The sequence below is a fragment of the Arthrobacter saudimassiliensis genome, from assembly GCF_059090665.1.
The window spans coordinates 430,587-449,681 of record NZ_JBNHFX010000002.1 but is presented as its reverse complement, the minus strand read 5'-3'; the positions used below and the strand labels follow the sequence as shown (position 1 = coordinate 449,681).

Genomic DNA, 19,095 nt, shown 5'->3' with positions numbered 1-19,095 from the left:
GGAGGCCGAGAAATCCACCCTGCGCGGGTGGCGGAATGGCAGACGCGCTAGCTTGAGGTGCTAGTCCTCTTATTGAGGGTGGGGGTTCAAGTCCCCCTCCGCGCACGGCGAAGGCCCTGGAACCGGTTCGGTTCCGGGGCCTTGTTCGTTGTGCCGTCCCTTTGGCTGCCGCACCCGGCCTAGGTACCCTCAGGCTATGGCCACCAACCTGCTGCTGGTGTTGTTCTTCCTCCTGCTCGGCGGGGTGTTCGCCGCCGCGGAAATGGCCCTGGTGTCCCTCTCCGAGGGACAGATCAGCGCCATCGAGCGCAGCGGGGGCCGCAGCGGAGCCAAAATCGCCGCACTGGCCCGGAACCCCAACCGGTTCCTCTCCGCCATCCAGATCGGCGTCACGCTCTCCGGCTTCTTCTCCGCCGCCTACGGCGCCTCCGCGCTGGCGCCCTCCGTCTCCCCCGTTCTGGCCGGGTGGGGCGTACCCGCGGCCACGGCGGAGGTGATCGCCCTTGTCTTCATGACGCTGCTGATCGCCTACCTCTCCCTGGTCTTCAGCGAGCTGGTACCGAAGCGGCTGGCGATGCAGAACGCTGCCTCCTTCACCCGGATCCTTGCCCCCGCGCTGAACGCCTTCGCCGTCGTCATGCGGCCGGTCATCGCCCTGCTCTCGGCTTCGACCAACGCCGTGGTCCGCCTGCTGGGAGGCAACCCGTCCCTGCGCAGCCAGCCGATGACCAGCGAAGAGCTCTATGACATCGTCAGCGCCAGCCCGGTGCTCGCGGAGGAGAGCAGGCGCATCCTCTCCGACGTGTTCGGGGCCGGAAGCCGGCTGCTCCAGGAGGTCATGCGCCCGCGCCCCCAGGTGCTGTTCCTGCGTGCGGACCTGTCGATGGAGGAGGCCCGGCGCCGGGTGCTCGAGCTGCCCTACTCGCGCTATCCGGTGATCGGGACCTCGACGGACGACGTCCTCGGCTTCATCCACGTCCGGGACCTCATGCCGGTGCGCGACGCCGGGACGCCCGCGGCCCGCGAGGGCACCCTGCGCTCGATCACCCGCCCCATCCTCTTCCTGCCGGGAACCGCCGAGGTGCTGCCGTCCCTGTCCCGGATGCGGCGGGAACAGAGCCACATCGCGGTGGTCGCGGACGAATACGGAGGCACGGACGGGATCGTCACGCTGGAGGACCTGGTCGAGGAGCTGGTCGGGGAAATCTATGACGAATTCGACGCCGGACGGGACCCGGAGGACCGCTCCCGGCGGGAGGCGGGCACCCTGGTCGTCGACGGAGCGCTGATCCTGCAGGAGTTCGGCCGGCTGTCCGGCATTGAACTGCCCGAGGGCCAGTACGAAACGGTCGCCGGCTACATCCTGGAGCGGCTGGGCAGGATGGCCCGCCCCGGCGACGAGGTCGAGGCGCCCGGCTGCGTGCTCAAGGTCGTCTCGGTGCAGGGCCACCGCATCGGCAGCGTCCGGGTCCTCCCGGTGCAGTGATCCGCGGCCCCCATTGCACCCCGCACCGGGCGGCGAGCAGAATACCCGCAGGACGGGGCACACCGATCAGCGGGAGGCCAGGACATGAGCGAGACCGCACCCACCCCCGCACCCGAGCTGAAACGGGTCATCGGCACCCGGCTGCTGCTGCTGTTCATCATCGGCGACATCCTGGGCACCGGCGTGTACGCCCTGACCGGGCAGATCGCCGGCGAAGTCGGCGGCGCGGCCTGGGCGCCGGTGCTGCTGGCCTTCGGAGTGGCCGCGGTGACGGCGCTGTCCTACCTGGAACTGGTCACCAAGTATCCGCAGGCCGCCGGGGCCGCGCTGTACACCCACAAGGCGTTCGGGCTGCACTTCCTGACCTTCCTGGTCACCTTCGCCGTGCTGTGCTCAGGCATCACCTCCGCGACCACGGCCTCCAAATTCCTCGCGGAGAACTTCATCGTCGGATTCAACCTGGACTGGGACCAGACGGGGGTGACACTGGTCGCCGTGGCCTTCCTCCTGCTGCTGGCGCTGATCAACCTGCGCGGCGTGGGCGAGAGCATCAAGCTCAACGTCGTGCTGACGCTGATCGAGCTGACCGGCCTGCTGATCGTGATCGGCATCGGCTTCTGGGCGATGGGCCAGGGCAACGTGGACTTCTCACGGGTCACCGTCTTCGAAACGGCGGAGGGCAAGGGGGTCTTCCTGTCCCTGACCGCGGCCACCTCGCTGGCCTTCTTCTCCATGGTCGGGTTCGAGGACTCGGTCAACATGGCGGAGGAGACGAGGGAGCCGGCGCGGATCTTCCCCAAGGTCATGCTGACCGGGCTGGGGATCACCGCGTTCATCTACGTGCTGGTCTCCATTGCCGCCGTCGCGGTGGTTCCGGTCGGGCAGCTCGCGGACAGCGCCACTCCCCTGCTCGAGGTGGTCCAGGCCGGCGCGCCGAACTTCCCGATCGACGTGATCTATCCGTTCCTGTCGATCTTCGCCGTCGCCAACACCGCCCTGATCAACATGCTGATGGCCTCCCGCCTGCTCTACGGCATGGCCCGGCAGGAGGTCCTGCCGCCGTTCCTCTCGAAGGTGCTGCGCGGGCGCCGCACCCCCTGGGCCGCCATCGTCTTCACGACGATCATCGCCCTCGGGCTGATCGTCTTCGTGACCAACTTCGTGGGACGCGAAACGGTCAGCGCGCTGGGCGGCACCACGGCGCTGCTGCTGCTGGCCGTGTTCACGGTGGTCAACATCGCCGCCCTGGTGCTGCGCCGCGACCCCCGGCCGGAGGGCTCCTTCCGCTCCCCCGGGATCACCCCCTACGTGGGGGTGGCCACCTGCGCGTTCCTCCTCGGCCCGTGGGCGCAGGACGCGATCGAATACCGGATAGCCGGCCTGCTGCTCGCGCTGGGGGTTTTCCTGTGGGCGCTCACCTGGCTGTGGAACCGGGGAGCACGGGCGCGCCGGACCCGGTTCAGCGATCCCGAGGAGCTGCACGGATGAGGGCGCCGGTACTGCAGGAACAGAAGGAAAGGGGAAGGCCGTGAGCGTCGTCGTCGGCTACATCGATACCCCGGAGGGACAGGCGGCGCTCCAGGCCGGCCGGGCCGCCGCGGTGCTGCTGCGGGAGCAGCTGGTCATCATCAACGTCAGCGGCCCGCACCACGGGCTGCGGCACCTGCCGACGCCGGAAGATGAGGAGCAGGCGCTGGCCGCCGTTGACCGCGCCCTGGCCGCGGAAGGGCTGGCCCACGCCATCGTCCATCCCGTCGGGGACTATGACCCGGCCGAGGAGATCCTCCGCGCCGCCGCCGACCATGCGGCGTCGCTCCTGGTGCTGGGCATCCGCCGGCGCACCCCGGTGGGCAAGCTCATCATGGGCAGCACCGCGCAGCGGGTGCTGCTGGAGGCGGACTGCCCCGTCCTCACCGTCAAGCCCGGAGACTGAGCGGGCGGCGGGCCGGAAGCCCGCCGCCCTGACTCAGTCCGCTTCAGCGGGTCCGGTGCAGTCCGTCCGGCTCAGGCCGTGCCGCCGGCGCCGAGCTGCTCCGCCCGGATTTCCGCCGGGCCGAGCGGGGCGACCGAGCCCGAGAAATGCCGACGCTGGGACCGCGGGTTCCAGCCGGTGAAGGACGATCCGGCCCAGCCGGCGTCCGTCTCCTCGTCCTGGATGGCGAGGGCGACGGTCGCGGGCAGGAACACGGGAGCTTCGAACCGGATGTCCCAGGCGAACGCGTCGGTGTGCGGGGGCACGGCCTCCTCCACCACACGCGAGGCCAGGTACATGCCGTGGGCGAGTGAGCGCTTCATGCCGAGCGCCTTGGCCGAGAGCCGGCTCAGGTGGATCGGGTTGAAGTCACCCGAGACCTTCGCATAGCTGCGGCCGGCGTCCAGGCCCAGCCGCCACTGCGCCGTCGGCGTGGGCGGCAGGAAGTCCCGGCGTTCCTGCGCCCCGGGACGGTCCAGCTCGGGCAGGAACACCCCCTTGGCCAGGTAGGTGGACCGTCCCTGCCAGACGAGCCCGCCGTCTGCGCTGACCTCGGAGACCAGCTCCACCTGGGTGCCGGCCCGGTGGCCGGCGAGGTTCTCCGCCCAGGCGGCGACGCTCAGCGGCTCGGACCAATGGACCGGACGCAGGTGGCGCACCTCGTTGCGCAGGTGCACCATGCCCAGCAGCGGCAGCGGGAAGTCCTCGCGGGCCATCACGCTCATGGCCACCGGAAAGGCGAAGGTGTGCACGTAACCCGAGGGCAGCACGTCCTGGGCGCTGTGCGCCACCAGGCGCTGGAACTCGGTCAGTTTGTCAAGGTCGACGGCCGCGTCGGCCACCTCGTGGCGCACCGCCGGAAGCGAGGTTCCGCCGTCGCCCCTGGTCAGCCGGCTGCGCGCCGCGCTGCCCAGCGCGGACAGGTAGAGCTTGCCGAGGGCGGGTATTTCGGGAAGCTGCTGCTGCCTCATGCCCCCACCATATTCTGGCCGCAGACGCGCAGCACCTGGCCGTTGACCCCGGCTGCGGCGTCGGAGGCCAGGAAGGCGATGGTCTCGGCGACGTCGAGCGGCAGCCCGCCCTGCTGCAGGCTGGACAGCCGGCGCGCCACCTGGCGGGTCAGCGGCGGAATCGCGGCGGTCATGTCGGTCTCGATGAACCCTGGCGCGACCGCGTTGATGGATCCGCCGCGCGGGCCGATCAGCGGCGCGGTGGCCCGCACCATGCCGATGACACCGCCCTTGGAGGCGGCGTAGTTGGTCTGCCCGCGGTTGCCCGCGATGCCGCTGGTGGAGGCCAGGGACACGATCCGGCCGTCGGGGCTGAACCCCTCGGAGGCCAGGAAGGCCTCGTTCATGCGCAGCTGGGAGGCGATGTTGACCGCGATGACCGAACCCCAGCGGGCCTCGTCCATGTTGGCCAGCAGCTTGTCACGGGTGATGCCGGCATTGTGGATGACGATGTCCAGCCGGCCGTAGCGCTCGACCGCGTGCGCCAGGATCCGCTCGGCGGCGTCGTCGCGGGTGATGTCCACCTGCAGCGCCGTGCCGCCGATGGAGTTCGCCACCTTCGCCAGCTGCTCGCCCGCGGCCGGGACGTCGACCACGATGACGCGGGCGCCGTCGCGGTGCAGCACCCGGGCGATGGCGGCGCCGATGCCCCGGGCGGCGCCGGTCACGACGGCGACCTTGCCGGCCAGCGGGGCGTTCCAGTCCGCCGGCAGGGTGCCGGCATCGGAGCCGACGGTGATGAACTGGCCGCTGACATATGCGCTCCTGCCCGAAAGCAGGAACCGCAGGGCGGCGGCGACCGACGGCGCTGTGGGCCGGACCCCGTTGGCCAGCACGATGCCGTTGGCGGTGGCACCGCCGCGCAGTTCATGGGCAATGGAGCGCAGCGCCCCGTCCACGCCCTGGCGCGCGGCGGCGGCCGCGGGGTCCTGGGCCTCGGCCGCCGGACGGGAGACCGTGACGACGCGCCCGCCCGCAGCCAGGTCGCGCAGCGACGCGCCGGCCGCCAGCGTCGGCTCACCGAGGTCGGCGGGCGAGGCGGCGTCGTCGAGCACAATCAGGATCGCGCCGAGCTTCTCCTTCGGGGTGGCGTGGCGCCGCACGTCCTGGTCCCAGGAGAGCAGCAGCTGCGCGAGGTCATCTGCGCTCTCGCCCTTGCCGAGCACCAGCACCGGCCCGGGGACCAGCGGCTTGGCCGGATCGAAGCGGCGCAGGATGGCCGGACGGGGCAGGCCCAGCCGCTTGGCGAGTTCCTTGGTGATGCCGGTGTTGACCAGCTTCAGATATGCATCCGCCATCTCAGCGTCCTTCCAGGATGGCGACGAGGCCCTGTCCGCCGGCGGCGCAGATCGAGATGAGGCCGCGGCTGCCCGGTCCCTTTTCGTGCAGCATCTTGGCCAGGCTGGCCACGATGCGGCCGCCGGTGGCGGCAAACGGGTGGCCGGCGGCCAGCGAGGAGCCGTTGACGTTGAGCCTGCTGCGGTCGATGCTGCCCAGCGGCCCGTCCAGGCCCAGCCGGGTGCGGCAGAACTCGTCGTCCTCCCAGGCGGCCAGGGTGGAGAGCACGGTGCCGGCGAAGGCCTCATGGATCTCGAAGTAGTCGAAGTCGTCGAAGCCCAGGCCGTTGCGCTCCAGCAGGCGCGGCACGGCGAAGGCCGGGGCCATCAGCAGCCCGTCCTTGCCGTGCACGAAGTCCACTGCGCCGGCTTCGGCGTCGATGACGTTCGCGAGCATCGGCAGGTCGTGCTCCCGGGCCCACTCCTCGGAGCCGAGCAGCACCACGGAGGCGCCGTCGGTCAGCGGGGTGGAGTTGCCGGCGGTCATGGTGGCCTCGTCGCCCAGGCTGCGGCCGAACACGGGCTTCAGCTTCCCGAGCTTCTCCATCGTGGTGTCCGGGCGCAGATTGGCGTCCCTGGACAGGCCGCGGTACGGGGTCAGCAGGTCGTCGAAGAAGCCCCGCTCATAGGCGGCGGCCAGGTTGCGGTGGCTGTTGTAGGCCAGTTCGTCCTGCGCCTCGCGGGTGATCTTCCACTGCGCCGTCGTCAGCGCCTGGTGTTCGCCCATGGACAGGCCCGTACGCGGCTCGCCCGTGGTGGGCGCGTTGGGTGAGAGGTCCTTGGGACGCAGCTTGGCCACGGCCGCCAGCTTCTGCTTGGCGGTCCGGGCGCGGGACAGGTCCAGCAGCACCCGGCGCAGCCCCTCGCTGACGGCGATGGGGGCGTCGGAGGCGGAGTCGACGCCGCCGGCGATGGCGGACTCCAGCTGGCCCAGCTTGATCTTGTTGGCCAGGGAAATGACGGTTTCGAGGCCGGTCGCGCAGGCCTGCTGCACGTCGTAGGCCGGAGTTTCCGGCGCCAGCGCCGACCCGAGGACGGCTTCCCGGGTGAGGTTGAAGTCGCGGGAGTGCTTAAGGACCGCGCCGCCGGCGACTTCGCCGACGCGCTCGCCCTGCAGGCCGAAGCGGGCCACCAGTCCATCCAGGGCAGCGGTCAGCATGTCCTGGTTGGAGCTGTAGGCATACTTGCCGCCGCTGCGGGCAAACGGAATCCGGTTGCCGCCGATGACGACTGCCTGGCGGGCCACGGTGCCCGGCCGCCCGCCCGCGGCGGTGTCGGCTTGCTGCTTCTCAGCCATGGGGTTCTTCTCCTTGGATCTGCGTCTGGGGGGATCCGCCGCAAATGTGACGGTAGTTACCGATACCCAGCGTACCTGATACGCTGGGTATCGTGAACATCGCAGTCAGGGAAACAACGGGGCCCTCCCCCGACGGCCGGTCCGCCCGCTGGGAGGCGCACCGCGCCGAGCGGCGGACCGCGCTGATCAGCATGGCGCGCCGGGCCGTGCACACGCTCGGCTACGCGGCCTCCATGGAGGAGATCGCAGCCGCCTCCGGAACCTCGAAGTCAGTCTTCTACCGCTACTTCGGCGACAAGTCCGGCCTGCAGCAGGCGATGGGCGAGGTGGTCATCAGCCAGATGCAGGAGAAGATCCTCGCCGCCGGGCGCACCGCGGCCTCTCCGCGCGCCGGGCTGCGGGCCATGGTCTCGGCCTATCTGCAGATGGCCCAGACCTCGCCGAATGTCTATGCGTTCGTCACCGGACGGGTGATCAGCGACTCCCCGGGCGCGCCGTCGGGGGCCCTCGAGAACACCCTGTCCAACTTCTTCGAATCCATCACCGCCATGATGGACCGCGCCATGCGCAGTTTCCTCGCCGGACGCACCGTCTCCCAGCAGCAGGACCTCGCAGCCGCGTTCTGGCCCACGGCGGCCCTCGGCATGGTCCGCGCCGCCGGTGAACGCTGGCTGGCCGCCGGTGACGCCCGGCCCACCGAGGAGGAAATGACGGACCAGATCACCGCCTGGCTGTTCGACGGCATCGAGCACAATCTCGTCCCCGACGCCGGCCTCTCCCCCGATTCCCGTTCCACCGCAAACCGTAAGGAACCGAAATGACGCAAACCGCCTCCCCCTCCGCGCGCCAGCTTCCCGCCAGCGCCGCCGTGGCCGACAACGACAGCGCCGTCGTCGACGTCACCGCCCTCGGCGAGGTCCTGCTCGGCCGCTGGGCCGACATCCGCCGCACCGCACGCGACCTGGCCGGCCACGACGAGCTGCACACCCCCGCCGGACTGACCCACCACGAGCACCGCGAACGGGTGCTCAAGCAGCTGCACTACCTGGTCGACGCCGGTGCGGTGCACCGTGCCTTCCCCGAATACCTGGGCGGGCAGGACAACCACGGCGGCAACGTCGCCGGCTTCGAGGAGTTGGTCATGGCCGACCCCTCGCTGCAGATCAAGGCCGGCGTGCAGTGGGGCCTGTTCGGCTCCGCCGTCATGCATCTGGGCAACCGGGAGCACCACGAAAAGTGGCTGCCGGGCATCATGAGCCTGGAGATCCCCGGCTGCTTCGCCATGACCGAGACCGGCCACGGTTCCGACGTCGCCTCCATCGCCACGACGGCCACGTATGAGCCGGAGACCGAGGAGTTCATCCTCCACACCCCCTTCCGCGCGGCCTGGAAGGACTACATCGGCAACGCCGCCCTGCACGGCAAGGCGGCCGTCGTCTTCGCCCACCTGATCACCCAGGGCGTGGACCACGGCGTGCACGCCTTCTATGTGCCGCTGCGCGGTGAGGACGGGAACTTCCTGCCCGGCATCGGCGGCGAGGACGACGGCGTCAAGGGCGGCCTCAACGGGATCGACAACGGCCGGCTGCACTTCACGCATGTGCGGATTCCGCGGACCAACCTGCTCAACCGCTACGGCGACGTGGCGGCCGACGGCACCTACACCTCCTCTATCGACAGCCCCGGGCGCCGCTTCTTCACCATGATCGGAACCCTGGTGCAGGGCCGGGTCTCCCTCGACGGCGCCGCCGTCGCGGCCAGCAAGATGGCCCTCAAGACCGCCATCCAGTACGGCGTCGAACGGCGCCAGTTCAACGCCTCCTCGGACATCCGCGAAGAGGTGCTGCTGGACTACCAGCAGCACCAGCGCCGCCTGCTGCCGCGCCTGGCCACCACCTACGCCGCTGCCTTCGCCCACGAGGAGCTGCTGCAGAAGTTCGACGACGTCTTCTCGGGCGCGCACGACACCGACGAGGACCGGCAGGACCTGGAGACCCTGGCCGCCGGCTTCAAGGCCCTGTCGACCTGGCACGCGCTGGACACCCTCCAGGAGGCCCGCGAGGCCTGCGGCGGAGCCGGCTTCCTTGCCGAGAACCGGCTGCCGCTGCTGCGGGCGGACCTGGACATCTACGCCACATTCGAGGGTGACAACACCGTGCTGCTCCAGCTGGTCGCCAAGCGCCTGCTGGCCGACTACGCGAACGAATTCGCCGGGGCCGACTTCGGCGTGCTGGCCCGGTACGTCGTCGGGCAGGCCACGGAACGCACGCTGGTGCGGTCCGGCCTGCGGCAGATGGTCCAGACGGTGGCCGACACCGGCTCCGAGAAGAAGTCCGCCGTCGCGCTGCGGGACCCGAAGACCCAGCATGACCTGCTGGCCGACCGGGTCGGCACCATGGTCGCCGAGGTCGGCGGGGCGCTGCGGGAAGCCCGCAGGCTGCCCAAGGAGAAGGCCGCGGCAGTGTTCAACGAGAACCAGCATGCGCTGATCGAAGCGGCGCGGGCGCACACCGAGCTGCTGCAGTGGGAGGCCTTCACCCGGGGCCTGGACCGGATCACCGACGAAGGCACCCGCCAGGTCATGACCCGCCTGCGGGATCTGTTCGGCCTCTGCCTGATCGAGAAGAACCTGGCCTGGTACCTGATGAACGGCCGGCTGTCGGCCCAGCGTGCCCGGACCCTGGGCGACTACATCAACCGCCTGCTGGCCAAACTGCGCCCCCACGCCGTGGACCTGGTGGACGCGTTCGGCTACGGGCCCGCGCAGCTGCGCACCAGCCTCGCCGCTGGCGAGGAGAAGGCCCGGCAGGACGAGGCGATGGAATACGCCCGGCTGATGCGCGCCAGCGGCGCCGCTCCCCTGGATGAGAAGATCCTGATTCAGCGCCGCCGCCAGCAGGAACGCGCGGCGGCGAAGGCCAAGGGCCGCAGCTGACGCACTGCCGCCTGCCTGGGCGGGGGTGGCAAGCTTTCTCTCACCCCCGCTCTGCTCAGCGCCAGGGCCCCAGGACTGGTCTCCTCAGCCCTGGGGCCCTGCCCTTTCCCACACGATGACGACTGCGCCGGCGTCTGCGTTTCCGTCCGGTCGTCGGCCTTATGAAGCCACAGGCCCGTCGCTATGCCGACCCGTCCTCGGCGCCACGACGGAAGCGCTCCCACGCGGACTGACGCGTCATGCCCAGGGCCGCCCCGATGCTCGCCCAGCTGACGTTTCGGGCGCGGGCGGCTGCGACCCACTGCCGCAAGCTCGCTTCCACCTGGTCGCGGGCCCGTGCGACCTGTGGAAGCCTGAGCAGCAACTGGGCATCGCTCAGGCGGTCCCACGGATTCCTCGCAGCAGGCACGAACGATGCTTCGGGGTGCTGATCGAACAGAGTCAGGGCGCCTGTTGCGCACTTGCGGCAGATCGAGGCGGTCGGTGCGCCTACCAGAAGCCCCGTCTCCTCCTTGGGGCGCATGCAGAAGGAGCACATGAACACCGGCTCGCCGCCGTCGTCACCGGGCTTCGCTTCGGGGGCAGCAGTCATGGCGCCAGTCTAGGTCCCCCTTGTCCTGTCAGGCATATCCTGACAGACTCGGGGTCGTTCAACTGCGGCTCAAGGGGGGAAGTCAGCATGACTGCGGACAAGGCAACCGAGGGACCGACTGCTCCGATCGACCTCCGAAACGGGAACCGGCTAAGGGCCCTGCTGGCGACAAGCGCGGCCGAAGGGTTCGGTGACGCACTGACGCGCACGGTCCTGCCCATTCTTGCCGTGTCGGCCCTGGGTCTGGGGACGGGCTACGTCGGATTGCTCAATGCGACAAGCCTGATTGCCTTTCTGCTCCTTGGCGTCCCCATCGGCCTCGCAGTGGACCGGCTCAGAAGCCGGAAGCAGGCGATGGGTGCAGCGTCCATCCTGCGCGTCCTCGTTCTCACTGCTCTGGTGGGAGCCTTCGCCTTCGAATGGCTTTCCGCCCCGGCCCTGATGACTGCAGCCGTGCTGATAGGAGTGGCGGACGTGGTGTTCACGACCGCCCAAGGGGCGATTATCCCCGCGCTTGTGGGACCGGAGCGCCTCAAAGCCGCTTTCTCGCGTCTTGCCGTTGTCAACCAGTCGACATCCACGGCGGCGGCGGCCGCGGCCAGCGCGCTGATCGGACTGATCGGTCTGCCCGGACTGCTCCTGGCTGCCGCTGCCGCCTATCTTGCCTCCTGCTGGAGTCAGATCCTGATCCGGGTCGCACCCATGGCGCCTTCGCCGGTTCAGCGGACGGCCAGGAATGGACAGCTCACCAATGGGTTCCGGACCCTGCGGTCGGTTCCCGCACTTTGGGCGCTGACAATGTCCGCTTGTCTCACCAACGCCGGGGCCATGCTCGGAAATACCCTGCTGCCGGTGTACGTCTTGCGGGACTTGTCGATTGACCCTGCCGTCTTTGCCGCCCTGGGTGTCCTCGCGGCGGCGGGAGCAATCGCCGGTTCAGCTGTTTCGCCGCGGCTGAGCGGCCTGCTGGGGTTGCGAAAACTCAGGATCCTGACGGCGCTGCTGTCGGTACCGGCCGTTTTCCTGGTTGCGGCGTGTACCTGGCTTCCGGGGGCGGAGGTCATCTGGCTGAGCCTGGAAGCCTTTGCCTGGAGTTTCCTCGTATCGGTGGCGGCTGTTGCCGGAGCGGAAGTCCTGCCGACAACTGTTGCCCGGCACGAACTGGCATCCGTCGGCTCTGCGCAACGCATGATCACTCTTGGCGTGATGCCCGTGGCGGCACTTGCCGGGGGCCTGGTTGGCGCGGTGGTTGGAACAATCCCGCTTGTGTTCGCCTGGATGATGCTGGCGGGCCTGGCGTCTGTTCCGATCCTTAGGAACAAGACCCTGTCCCGGTTCCGCTGAGCTTTGTGCCTGGCGGACCGGTAGCGGGCCACGTATCAAAGCGTTGCGGCCGACGGCGGCCGTCAGGAAAGGACCGAGCGGTAGACCTCGAGGGTCGCCTGGCCGATGGAGTCCCAGGAGAAATGGTCTCGGGCCCGCTCACGGCCGGCCCGGCCCATGCGCTCCGCCAGGGACGGGTCGGTGACCACCTCGGTAAGCGCCGCGGCGAAGTCCGCCACGAACACGTCGGGCTCCAGCGGTGTGCCGGTGCCGTCGTCGATCTGCTCCAGGGGGACCAGGAGTCCGGTGACCCCGGGATCCACGACCTCCGGTATGCCTCCGGTGGCGCTCGCGACGACGGCGGTGCCGCAGGCCATCGCCTCCAGGTTCACGATCCCGAGGGGCTCGTAGACGGACGGGCAGGCGAAGACCGTGGCGCAGCTGAGGATGCTGATCACCTCGGCCCGGGGCAGCATGCGCTCAATGACGATGACGCCGCGGCGCGTGCGCTGCAGGTCCTCGATCAGCGCCGCCGTCTCCGCTGCCAGCTCGGGCGTATCCGCCGCGCCCAGGCAGAGCACCAGCTGCACGTCCGGCGGCAGCATGGCCGCGGCACGGAGCAGGTAGGGCACACCCTTCTGCCGGGTGTTGCGGCCTAGGAACACCACCGACGGCGCCTCCGGGTCGATTCCGAAGGCGCGCACGGCCGCGGCGTCGGGGTCCGGGCGCCAGAGCTCGACGTCGATGCCGTTGTGCACCACGCGCACCTTGGCGGGATCGACTTCCGGGTAGCTGCGCAGGATATCCCGCCGCATGCCTTCGGACACCGCGATGATGGCTGCGGCGGCGTCATACGCCGTCTTCTCCACCCACGAGGACACCGCGTATCCGCCGCCCAGCTGCTCGGCCTTCCAGGGCCGCAGCGGTTCCAGGCTGTGCGCGCTGAGCACGTGGGGAATCCCGTGCAGCAGGGAGCCAAGGTGGCCGGCCATGTTCGCGTACCAGGTGTGCGAATGCACGAGGTCCGCGCCGGCCAGGTCGCCGAGCATCTGCAGGTCGGTGCCCAGGGTCTGCACCGCAGGGTTGGCCCCGGCCAGGCCGGCAGGCGTCTGGTAGGTGCTCACCTTCGCGCCGTGGAAGTCCTCCTCCCGGGGCGCCCCGAAACAGTGCACCCGCAGGTCCACCTGCCGGGCCAGGACGCGGCTGAGCTCGGCCACATGCACACCTGCGCCGCCGTAAATCTCGGGCGGGAATTCCTTGGAGACCATATCTACTCGCACTTCTCCAACGTAGTGCACGGGGTGCATGTGATCTAGTGTGATTATCAGCAGACTGACGGCGTGCGGCCCCCAACGACGCCCGAGGCCCTGCCCCGGGGCGGGGGAACCGCCCCGGACGGACGGAAGAGGACGGGATCAATGGCGTTGAAGAAGGTTCTGGCGGTCGTGCTGGCCGGCGGAGAAGGCAAGCGGCTGATGCCGCTGACCGCGGACCGGGCCAAGCCCGCGGTTCCGTTCGCCGGCCGCTACCGGCTCATCGATTTCGCACTCTCCAACCTGGTGAACTCGGGCTACCTGCAGGTCGTGGTGCTGACCCAGTACAAGTCCCACAGCCTGGACCGGCACATCTCCGAAACCTGGCGGCTGTCCACCCAGCTGCAGAACTACGTCGCTTCGGTGCCCGCGCAGCAGCGGGTGGGCAAGAGCTGGTTCCTGGGCAGCGCCAACGCCATTTACCAGTCCATGAACCTGATCGACGACGCCCGGCCCGACATCGTCGTCGTCATCGGCGCCGACCACGTCTACCGGATGGACTTCTCGCAGATGGTGGAGGCGCACATCGCCTCCGGCGCCCCGGCAACCGTCGCCGCCGTCCGGCAGCCGCTCTCGCTTGCTGATCAGTTCGGCGTGATCGAAACCGACCCCGAGGATCCGGCCCGCATTGCGGCGTTCGTGGAGAAACCGGACTCGACGCCGGGGCTGCCGGACGATCCGGGCTCGTTCCTGGCCTCCATGGGCAACTATGTGTTCACCACTGAAGCCCTCCTGGAGGCGCTGCGGGTGGACGCCGAGCGTCTGGTCAGCAAGCACGACATGGGCGGGGACATCATTCCCTGGTTCGTGGAGCGCGGCGAGGCCGGTGTCTACGACTTCACCCGGAACCGGATACCGGGCGCCACCGAGCAGGACCACAAGTACTGGCGCGACGTCGGTACCCTCGACTCCTACTACGACGCGAACATGGACCTGATCTCGCCGGTGCCGGCCTTCAACCTCTACAACCGGCAGTGGCCGATCTACACCCGGCAGAGCATTTCCCCGCCCGCCAAATTCGTGCGCGGCGCCGGCAGCGAACCGGGCACCACCTTCGATTCGATCATTTCCAACGGCGTCGTGATCAGCGGCGGCACGGTCACCGGTTCGGTCCTCGCTCCCGATGTGTACGTTGACTCGGACGCAGTGGTGGAGGGCTCGGTCATCATGGACAACGTCCATGTCGGTCCCGGGGCCGTGGTGACCCGCGCGATCCTGGACAAGAACGTCCAGGTGCCGGCCGGCGCGACGATCGGCGTCGACCGTGAGCTCGACCTGGCACGCGGGTTCACGGTGACGCCGTCGGGCCTGACCGTGCTCAGCAAGGGCCAGCACGTGGCAATGCCCTGACGAGCGGCGCCATCTGCCCGGAAGGCAGGGGCGGCGGTGTGAGATTCACCGTCCCCCTGCCCCGGATACGGGCGGACAGCGGCTTCTCCGGTAGTCTCAGGGGGCGCACCAGATGCGCCGGCGCCGTGTGTCCACCGGCACCGATGAGCAGAAGGCCCCCATGAACAACGCACGCCCGGAGCTGAGCCCGGAAGACATCCAGACCACCCTGAAGGTCCTGGACTCCATCCACACCCTGGATGAGGAACACCCCGACTACGTGGCCGTCCGGCGGGCCACCGCCAAGATGTTCAAGTCCGTGAAGAAGCACCGGAAGAACGAGAAGCGGTCCGCGGTGGCCGAGGCCGACCGCGCCGTCGTCGCCTTGACCGCCACCGGTGCCGCCGACCGCATCGACGATGAGACCCGCGGCGCCCAGCTGAGGAGCGCCGCGCACGGTCCCTCCGCCGGGACGCTGATCCGCCCGCGCAACTGCTACATCTGCAAGCAGCCCTACACGGTGGTCGATGCCTTCTACCACCAGCTGTGCCCCGAATGCGCCGCGTTCAGCCATGCGAAGCGGGACGCGCGCACCGACCTGTCCGGCAGGCGCGCCCTGCTCACCGGCGGCCGGGCGAAGATCGGCATGTACATTGCCCTGCGGCTGCTGCGCGACGGCGCGCACACCACCATCACCACCCGGTTCCCCAAGGATGCCGCCCGGCGGTTCGCCGCGATGGAGGACTCGGCCGACTGGCTGCACCGGCTGCGCATCGTCGGCATCGACCTCCGGGATCCGGCCCAGGTGCTGTCCCTCGCCGAGTCGGTCGCCGACGCCGGCCCGCTGGACATCCTGATCAACAACGCCGCACAGACCGTGCGCCGGTCCGCCAATGCCTACCGTCCCCTGGCCGACGCCGAGCTGGCACCGCTGCCGGACGGGCCCCTGCCGGAGCTGGTCACCTTCGGCCACACCTACGATGCGCACCCCACTGCGCTGGCCGGATCGGTGGCGGCGCACCCGGTGCTGGCCGCCGACGCCGTCACCTCCCTGGCGCTGACCGCAGGCTCCTCCTCGCTGGCCCGCATGGAGGCGGGAACGGCGATCGACGCCGGCGGACTGGTGCCGGACACCGCCGCGATCAACAGCTGGACCCAGGTGGTGGACCAGGTGGATCCGCTGGAGATGCTCGAGGTGCAGCTGTGCAATGTCACGGCTCCCTTCCTGCTGGTCAACCGGCTCCGCCCGGCGATGGCCGCCTCCCCCGCCCGCCGGAAGTACATCGTGAACGTCTCGGCCATGGAGGGGCAGTTCGCCCGCCGCTACAAGGGCCCGGGACATCCGCACACCAACATGGCCAAGGCGTCACTGAACATGCTCACCCGGACCAGCGCCGGTGAGATGCTGGAGACCGACGGCATCCTGATGACCGCGGTGGACACCGGGTGGATCACCGACGAGCGTCCGCATCCGACCAAGGTGCGGCTGGCCGAGGAGGGCTTCCACGCTCCCCTGGACCTCGTGGACGGAGCGGCCCGCGTCTACGATCCGATCGTGATGGGCGAATCCGGCGTGGACCAGTACGGCGTCTTCCTCAAGGACTACAAGCCCTCGCCCTGGTAGGAACGGCTACCCGGGCAGGGCCGGCGTCCGAGCCGGCCGCGGGGCTTCGCGCTGCCGTCGGCTCCGCCGTGCGGCAGCGCGCTGCACGGCCTTGCCGATCTCCGAGACCACCAGCACCGTGGAGCCGACCGCCAGGCACAGGAACCACTGGGTGGAGGTCAGCGGAACCGTATCGAAGAAGTCCTCGAAGAAGCTCAGCTGCACGACCAGGATCTGCAGCACCACCACCGCGGCCAGGGACACCCAGATCGCCCGGTTGGTGAAGGTGCGCAACGAGAAGACGCTGCCGGTTTCGGACCGGACGTTGAGCAGGTTGAAGACCTGGTAGAAGACGAACGTGGTGAACGCCATGGTGGTGGCGAACTTCGGATTGTCCGCGCTCTCCGGAAACATCTGCGGTGCGTTGACCAGCACGGCGCAGGTGCCGGCGGCCATGACGATGCCCAGCATCGCCAGCACGGCGATCCTGCGGCCGGTGAGCAGCGGCTCGCCGGCCCGCCGCGGCGGCCGTTTCATCACGTCCGGATCGGTCCGGTCCACGCCGAGCGCCAGGGCGGGCGGGCCGTCCATGATGATGTTCACCCACAGGATCTGCAGTGCCGTGAAGGGCGCTCCGCCGGCGAAGCCGAAGGTTGCCGCCGCCAGGAAGATGAGCACGAAGCCCCAGGCGGTGGTCAGCTGGAACCGGACGAACTTCACGATGTTGTCGTAGATGCCGCGGCCCTCCCGGACCGCGGCCACGATCGTCGCGAAGTTGTCGTCGGTCAGGATCATCTTGGCCGCGCCCTTGGAGACGTCGGTTCCGGTGATGCCCATCGCGATGCCGATGTCGGCGCGTTTCAGTGCGGGGGCGTCGTTGACACCGTCGCCGGTCATGGCCACCACGTAGCCGTCCGCCTGCAGCGCCTTGACGATGCGGATTTTGTGCTCGGGCGAGACCCGGGCCAGCACCCCCAGGTCCGGTACCTCGCCGCGGAGCTGGTCGTCGTCCATCCGGTCCAGCGCCGCCCCGGCGGCCGCCCGGCCCGGAATGCCCAGGTCGCGGGCGATCGCGGAGGCCGTGACCAAGTGGTCCCCGGTGATCATGTGCACATCGATGCCGGCGGCCAGCGCGGTGGCGATGGCCTCCCCCGCCTCCTGCCGGGGCGGATCCATGATGCCGACCACGGCGTACAGGACCAGGTCCGCCGCCTCGGCGAAGAGCGCCTCGGGGCTGCCCGGGGGCGGGCCGTCCAGCACCCTGCCGGCCACCGCCATGGTGCGCAGGCCGGCCTCGGCCAGGGAATCGACGTCGGCCCGGATGCGCTCCCGGTCCTCCGGAGTCATGGGGACCGCTCCGTCTTCGGTGAGCAGGAACCCGGCGCGTTCGAGCACGACGCCGGGGGCCCCCTTAACGTTGCAGTGGACCCGGCCGCTGCGTTCGGAGCGGTTGAAGGTGGCCATGAACTTGTAGTCGGAGTCGAACGGCACCTCGGCAACCCGCGGATGGGAGGCGCGGGCGCCGGCCACGTCGATGCCGCCCTTTTCGGCAAGCACCGCCAGGGCTCCCTCGGTCGGATCGCCGGTCAGCCGGCCATCCTCCACCGAGGCGTCGTTGCACAGGGCCATGGTCAGGTAGGCCTCGGTGAGGCCGGGGACGGGCTGCTCGTCGGGGCTGAGGATCTTCCCGTCGGAGGAGTAGCCGGATCCGGTGACCCGGAAGCGGCGTCCCGCGGGAGTGTACAGCCGCCGGACCGTCATCTCGTTCAGGGTGAGGGTGCCGGTCTTGTCGGTGCAGATCTGCGAGGTGCTGCCCAGGGTCTCCACGGCCGCCAGCTGCTTGATGATGGCCCCACGCGCCGCCAGCCGCGAGGCGCCCATCGCCAGGGTGAAGGCGACGACGGCGGTGAGCCCCTCCGGGATGGTGGCGACGGCCAGGGAGACGGCGGTCAGGAACAACGTCTCCCAGCTGTCCCCGCGGAGCAGCCCAAGCACGAACACCAGCGTGACCACGGCCAGGGCAATCCAGGTGAGCAGCCTGGCCAGCTGGTCGATGCTGCGCTGCAGGGTGGTCTTCTCCTCGGCGGTGCTTCCGAGCAGATGCGCGATGGTGCCGATCTGGGTGTCCATGCCCGTGCCGGTGACCAGGAGCACAGCCCGGCCCCGCGTCACGTCGGTGTCCATGAACAGCAGGTTCGTCCGGTCCGCCACGGGCAGCTGCGGATCCGGCAGCGGCCCGGCCACCTTGTTGGTCGGCTTCGACTCGCCGGTCAGCGCGGCCTCGGCCACCTGCAGCCGGACGGCCTCCAGGATCCGCCCGTCCGCCGGGACGGTGTCGCCGGCCTCCAGCAGCACGACGTCGCCCGGAACCAGCCCGGTGCGTTCCACGGTGCAGGGTGCGCCTGAACGCAGCGCCCTGCAGTCGTCGACGGACGCTTTGCGCAGCGCCTCGAGGCTGGATTCCGCCCGCTGCTCCTGCACATAGTTCAGGGCCGTGTTCAGGATAATGACCAGCAGGATCACCACGGGCGTCTCCCATTCACGGGACACGACGGCGCTGACGACCGCGGCAATGATCAGGACGATGGTCAGCCGGTCCGAGAGCAGCCGCAGGATCTTCCGCCAGGCGGGCGCGGGCTTCGCCTCCGCCAGCTGGTTGGGGCCGTACCGCTGCAGCCGGGCCTGGATGTCGTCAGCCGCCAGGCCGACGGAAGGGTCGGTGCCCAGGGCGGCCGCCACCTCGGCGGCCGGGACAAGCCAGGGAGCGGCGAGGACCTGTTCCCGGGTGGACGTGCCTGCGCCTGAACCTTCGGCCTGTGAACTCATCGGCAACTTTCCCTGGTCCGCGGATCGTCCACCCATGGTAGCAACGCGCCCGGTCAACCGGCGTGGCTGCTT

Annotated in this window: 14 protein-coding genes and 1 tRNA gene; 9 read left to right on the top strand and 6 right to left on the bottom strand. The window is 69.7% G+C overall.

Features of this window, described 5'->3' with window-relative positions:
• Positions 1–21: 21 nt before the first annotated feature.
• The 4 genes from AC5RV6_RS09245 (at position 22) to AC5RV6_RS09230 (ending at position 3,419) form a co-directional block, all read left to right on the top strand.
• Positions 22–105: transfer RNA gene (locus tag AC5RV6_RS09245), tRNA-Leu, on the top strand.
• Between the two features lie 91 nt (positions 106–196).
• A complete protein-coding gene (locus tag AC5RV6_RS09240; RefSeq protein WP_494007011.1) occupies positions 197–1,486 on the top strand; it encodes a hemolysin family protein in 1,290 nt (429 codons plus the stop codon).
• Between the two features lie 84 nt (positions 1,487–1,570).
• On the top strand, positions 1,571–2,974 hold the full coding sequence (locus tag AC5RV6_RS09235) for an APC family permease (protein WP_494007010.1): 1,404 nt from the start codon (positions 1,571–1,573) through the stop codon (positions 2,972–2,974).
• 40 nt (positions 2,975–3,014) lie between these two features.
• On the top strand, positions 3,015–3,419 hold the full coding sequence (locus AC5RV6_RS09230) for a universal stress protein (RefSeq protein WP_494007009.1): 405 nt from the start codon (positions 3,015–3,017) through the stop codon (positions 3,417–3,419).
• Positions 3,420–3,490: 71 nt separating this feature from the next.
• On the opposite strand, the gene AC5RV6_RS09225 is transcribed toward AC5RV6_RS09230, so the two are convergent.
• Genes AC5RV6_RS09225 through AC5RV6_RS09215 form a run of 3 tightly spaced genes read right to left on the bottom strand, consistent with a single transcriptional unit; the run spans position 3,491 to position 7,102 of the window.
• On the bottom strand, positions 3,491–4,429 hold the full coding sequence (locus tag AC5RV6_RS09225) for a MaoC family dehydratase (protein WP_494007008.1): 939 nt from the start codon (positions 4,427–4,429) through the stop codon (positions 3,491–3,493).
• Positions 4,426–5,766, bottom strand: coding sequence for a 3-oxoacyl-ACP reductase (locus AC5RV6_RS09220; RefSeq protein WP_494007007.1), 1,341 nt, complete (start codon positions 5,764–5,766; stop codon positions 4,426–4,428). Before AC5RV6_RS09220 ends, AC5RV6_RS09225 begins: the two co-directional genes overlap by 4 nt.
• Before the next feature lies 1 nt (position 5,767).
• On the bottom strand, positions 5,768–7,102 hold the full coding sequence (locus AC5RV6_RS09215) for an acetyl-CoA C-acetyltransferase (RefSeq protein WP_494007006.1): 1,335 nt from the start codon (positions 7,100–7,102) through the stop codon (positions 5,768–5,770).
• 92 nt (positions 7,103–7,194) lie between these two features.
• On the opposite strand from AC5RV6_RS09215, the gene AC5RV6_RS09210 reads away from it, so the two are divergent.
• Both AC5RV6_RS09210 and AC5RV6_RS09205 read left to right on the top strand, forming a co-directional pair.
• A complete protein-coding gene (locus AC5RV6_RS09210; protein ID WP_494007005.1) occupies positions 7,195–7,923 on the top strand; it encodes a TetR/AcrR family transcriptional regulator in 729 nt (242 codons plus the stop codon).
• A complete protein-coding gene (locus AC5RV6_RS09205; RefSeq protein ID WP_494007004.1) occupies positions 7,920–10,037 on the top strand; it encodes an acyl-CoA dehydrogenase family protein in 2,118 nt (705 codons plus the stop codon). The genes AC5RV6_RS09210 and AC5RV6_RS09205 overlap by 4 nt, the downstream gene beginning before the upstream one ends.
• Positions 10,038–10,218: 181 nt before the next feature.
• Here the strand turns inward: AC5RV6_RS09205 and AC5RV6_RS09200 are convergent, their stop codons facing one another.
• Positions 10,219–10,629 (bottom strand): ClpX C4-type zinc finger protein, encoded by a 411-nt coding sequence (locus tag AC5RV6_RS09200; protein WP_494007003.1) that lies wholly within the window; start codon positions 10,627–10,629, stop codon positions 10,219–10,221.
• 87 nt (positions 10,630–10,716) lie between these two features.
• On the opposite strand from AC5RV6_RS09200, the gene AC5RV6_RS09195 reads away from it, so the two are divergent.
• On the top strand, positions 10,717–11,973 hold the full coding sequence (locus AC5RV6_RS09195; protein ID WP_494007002.1) for an MFS transporter: 1,257 nt from the start codon (positions 10,717–10,719) through the stop codon (positions 11,971–11,973).
• Between the two features lie 62 nt (positions 11,974–12,035).
• Here AC5RV6_RS09195 and glgA read toward each other — a convergent pair whose 3' ends face one another.
• Positions 12,036–13,232: a glycogen synthase gene (gene glgA / locus AC5RV6_RS09190; protein WP_494007001.1), complete on the bottom strand. Its 1,197-nt coding sequence runs from the start codon at positions 13,230–13,232 to the stop codon at positions 12,036–12,038.
• A gap of 138 nt (positions 13,233–13,370) precedes the next feature.
• Between glgA and glgC the strand changes: the two genes are divergently transcribed.
• A complete protein-coding gene (gene glgC / locus AC5RV6_RS09185; protein WP_494007000.1) occupies positions 13,371–14,615 on the top strand; it encodes a glucose-1-phosphate adenylyltransferase in 1,245 nt (414 codons plus the stop codon).
• 160 nt (positions 14,616–14,775) lie between these two features.
• Complete coding sequence (locus AC5RV6_RS09180) at positions 14,776–16,218, top strand: SDR family NAD(P)-dependent oxidoreductase (protein WP_494006999.1); 1,443 nt, start codon at positions 14,776–14,778, stop codon at positions 16,216–16,218.
• 6 nt (positions 16,219–16,224) lie between these two features.
• Here AC5RV6_RS09180 and AC5RV6_RS09175 read toward each other — a convergent pair whose 3' ends face one another.
• Entirely contained in the window at positions 16,225–19,023 is a 2,799-nt protein-coding gene (locus AC5RV6_RS09175) for a cation-translocating P-type ATPase (protein ID WP_494006998.1), read from the bottom strand.
• Positions 19,024–19,095: the final 72 nt, after the last annotated feature.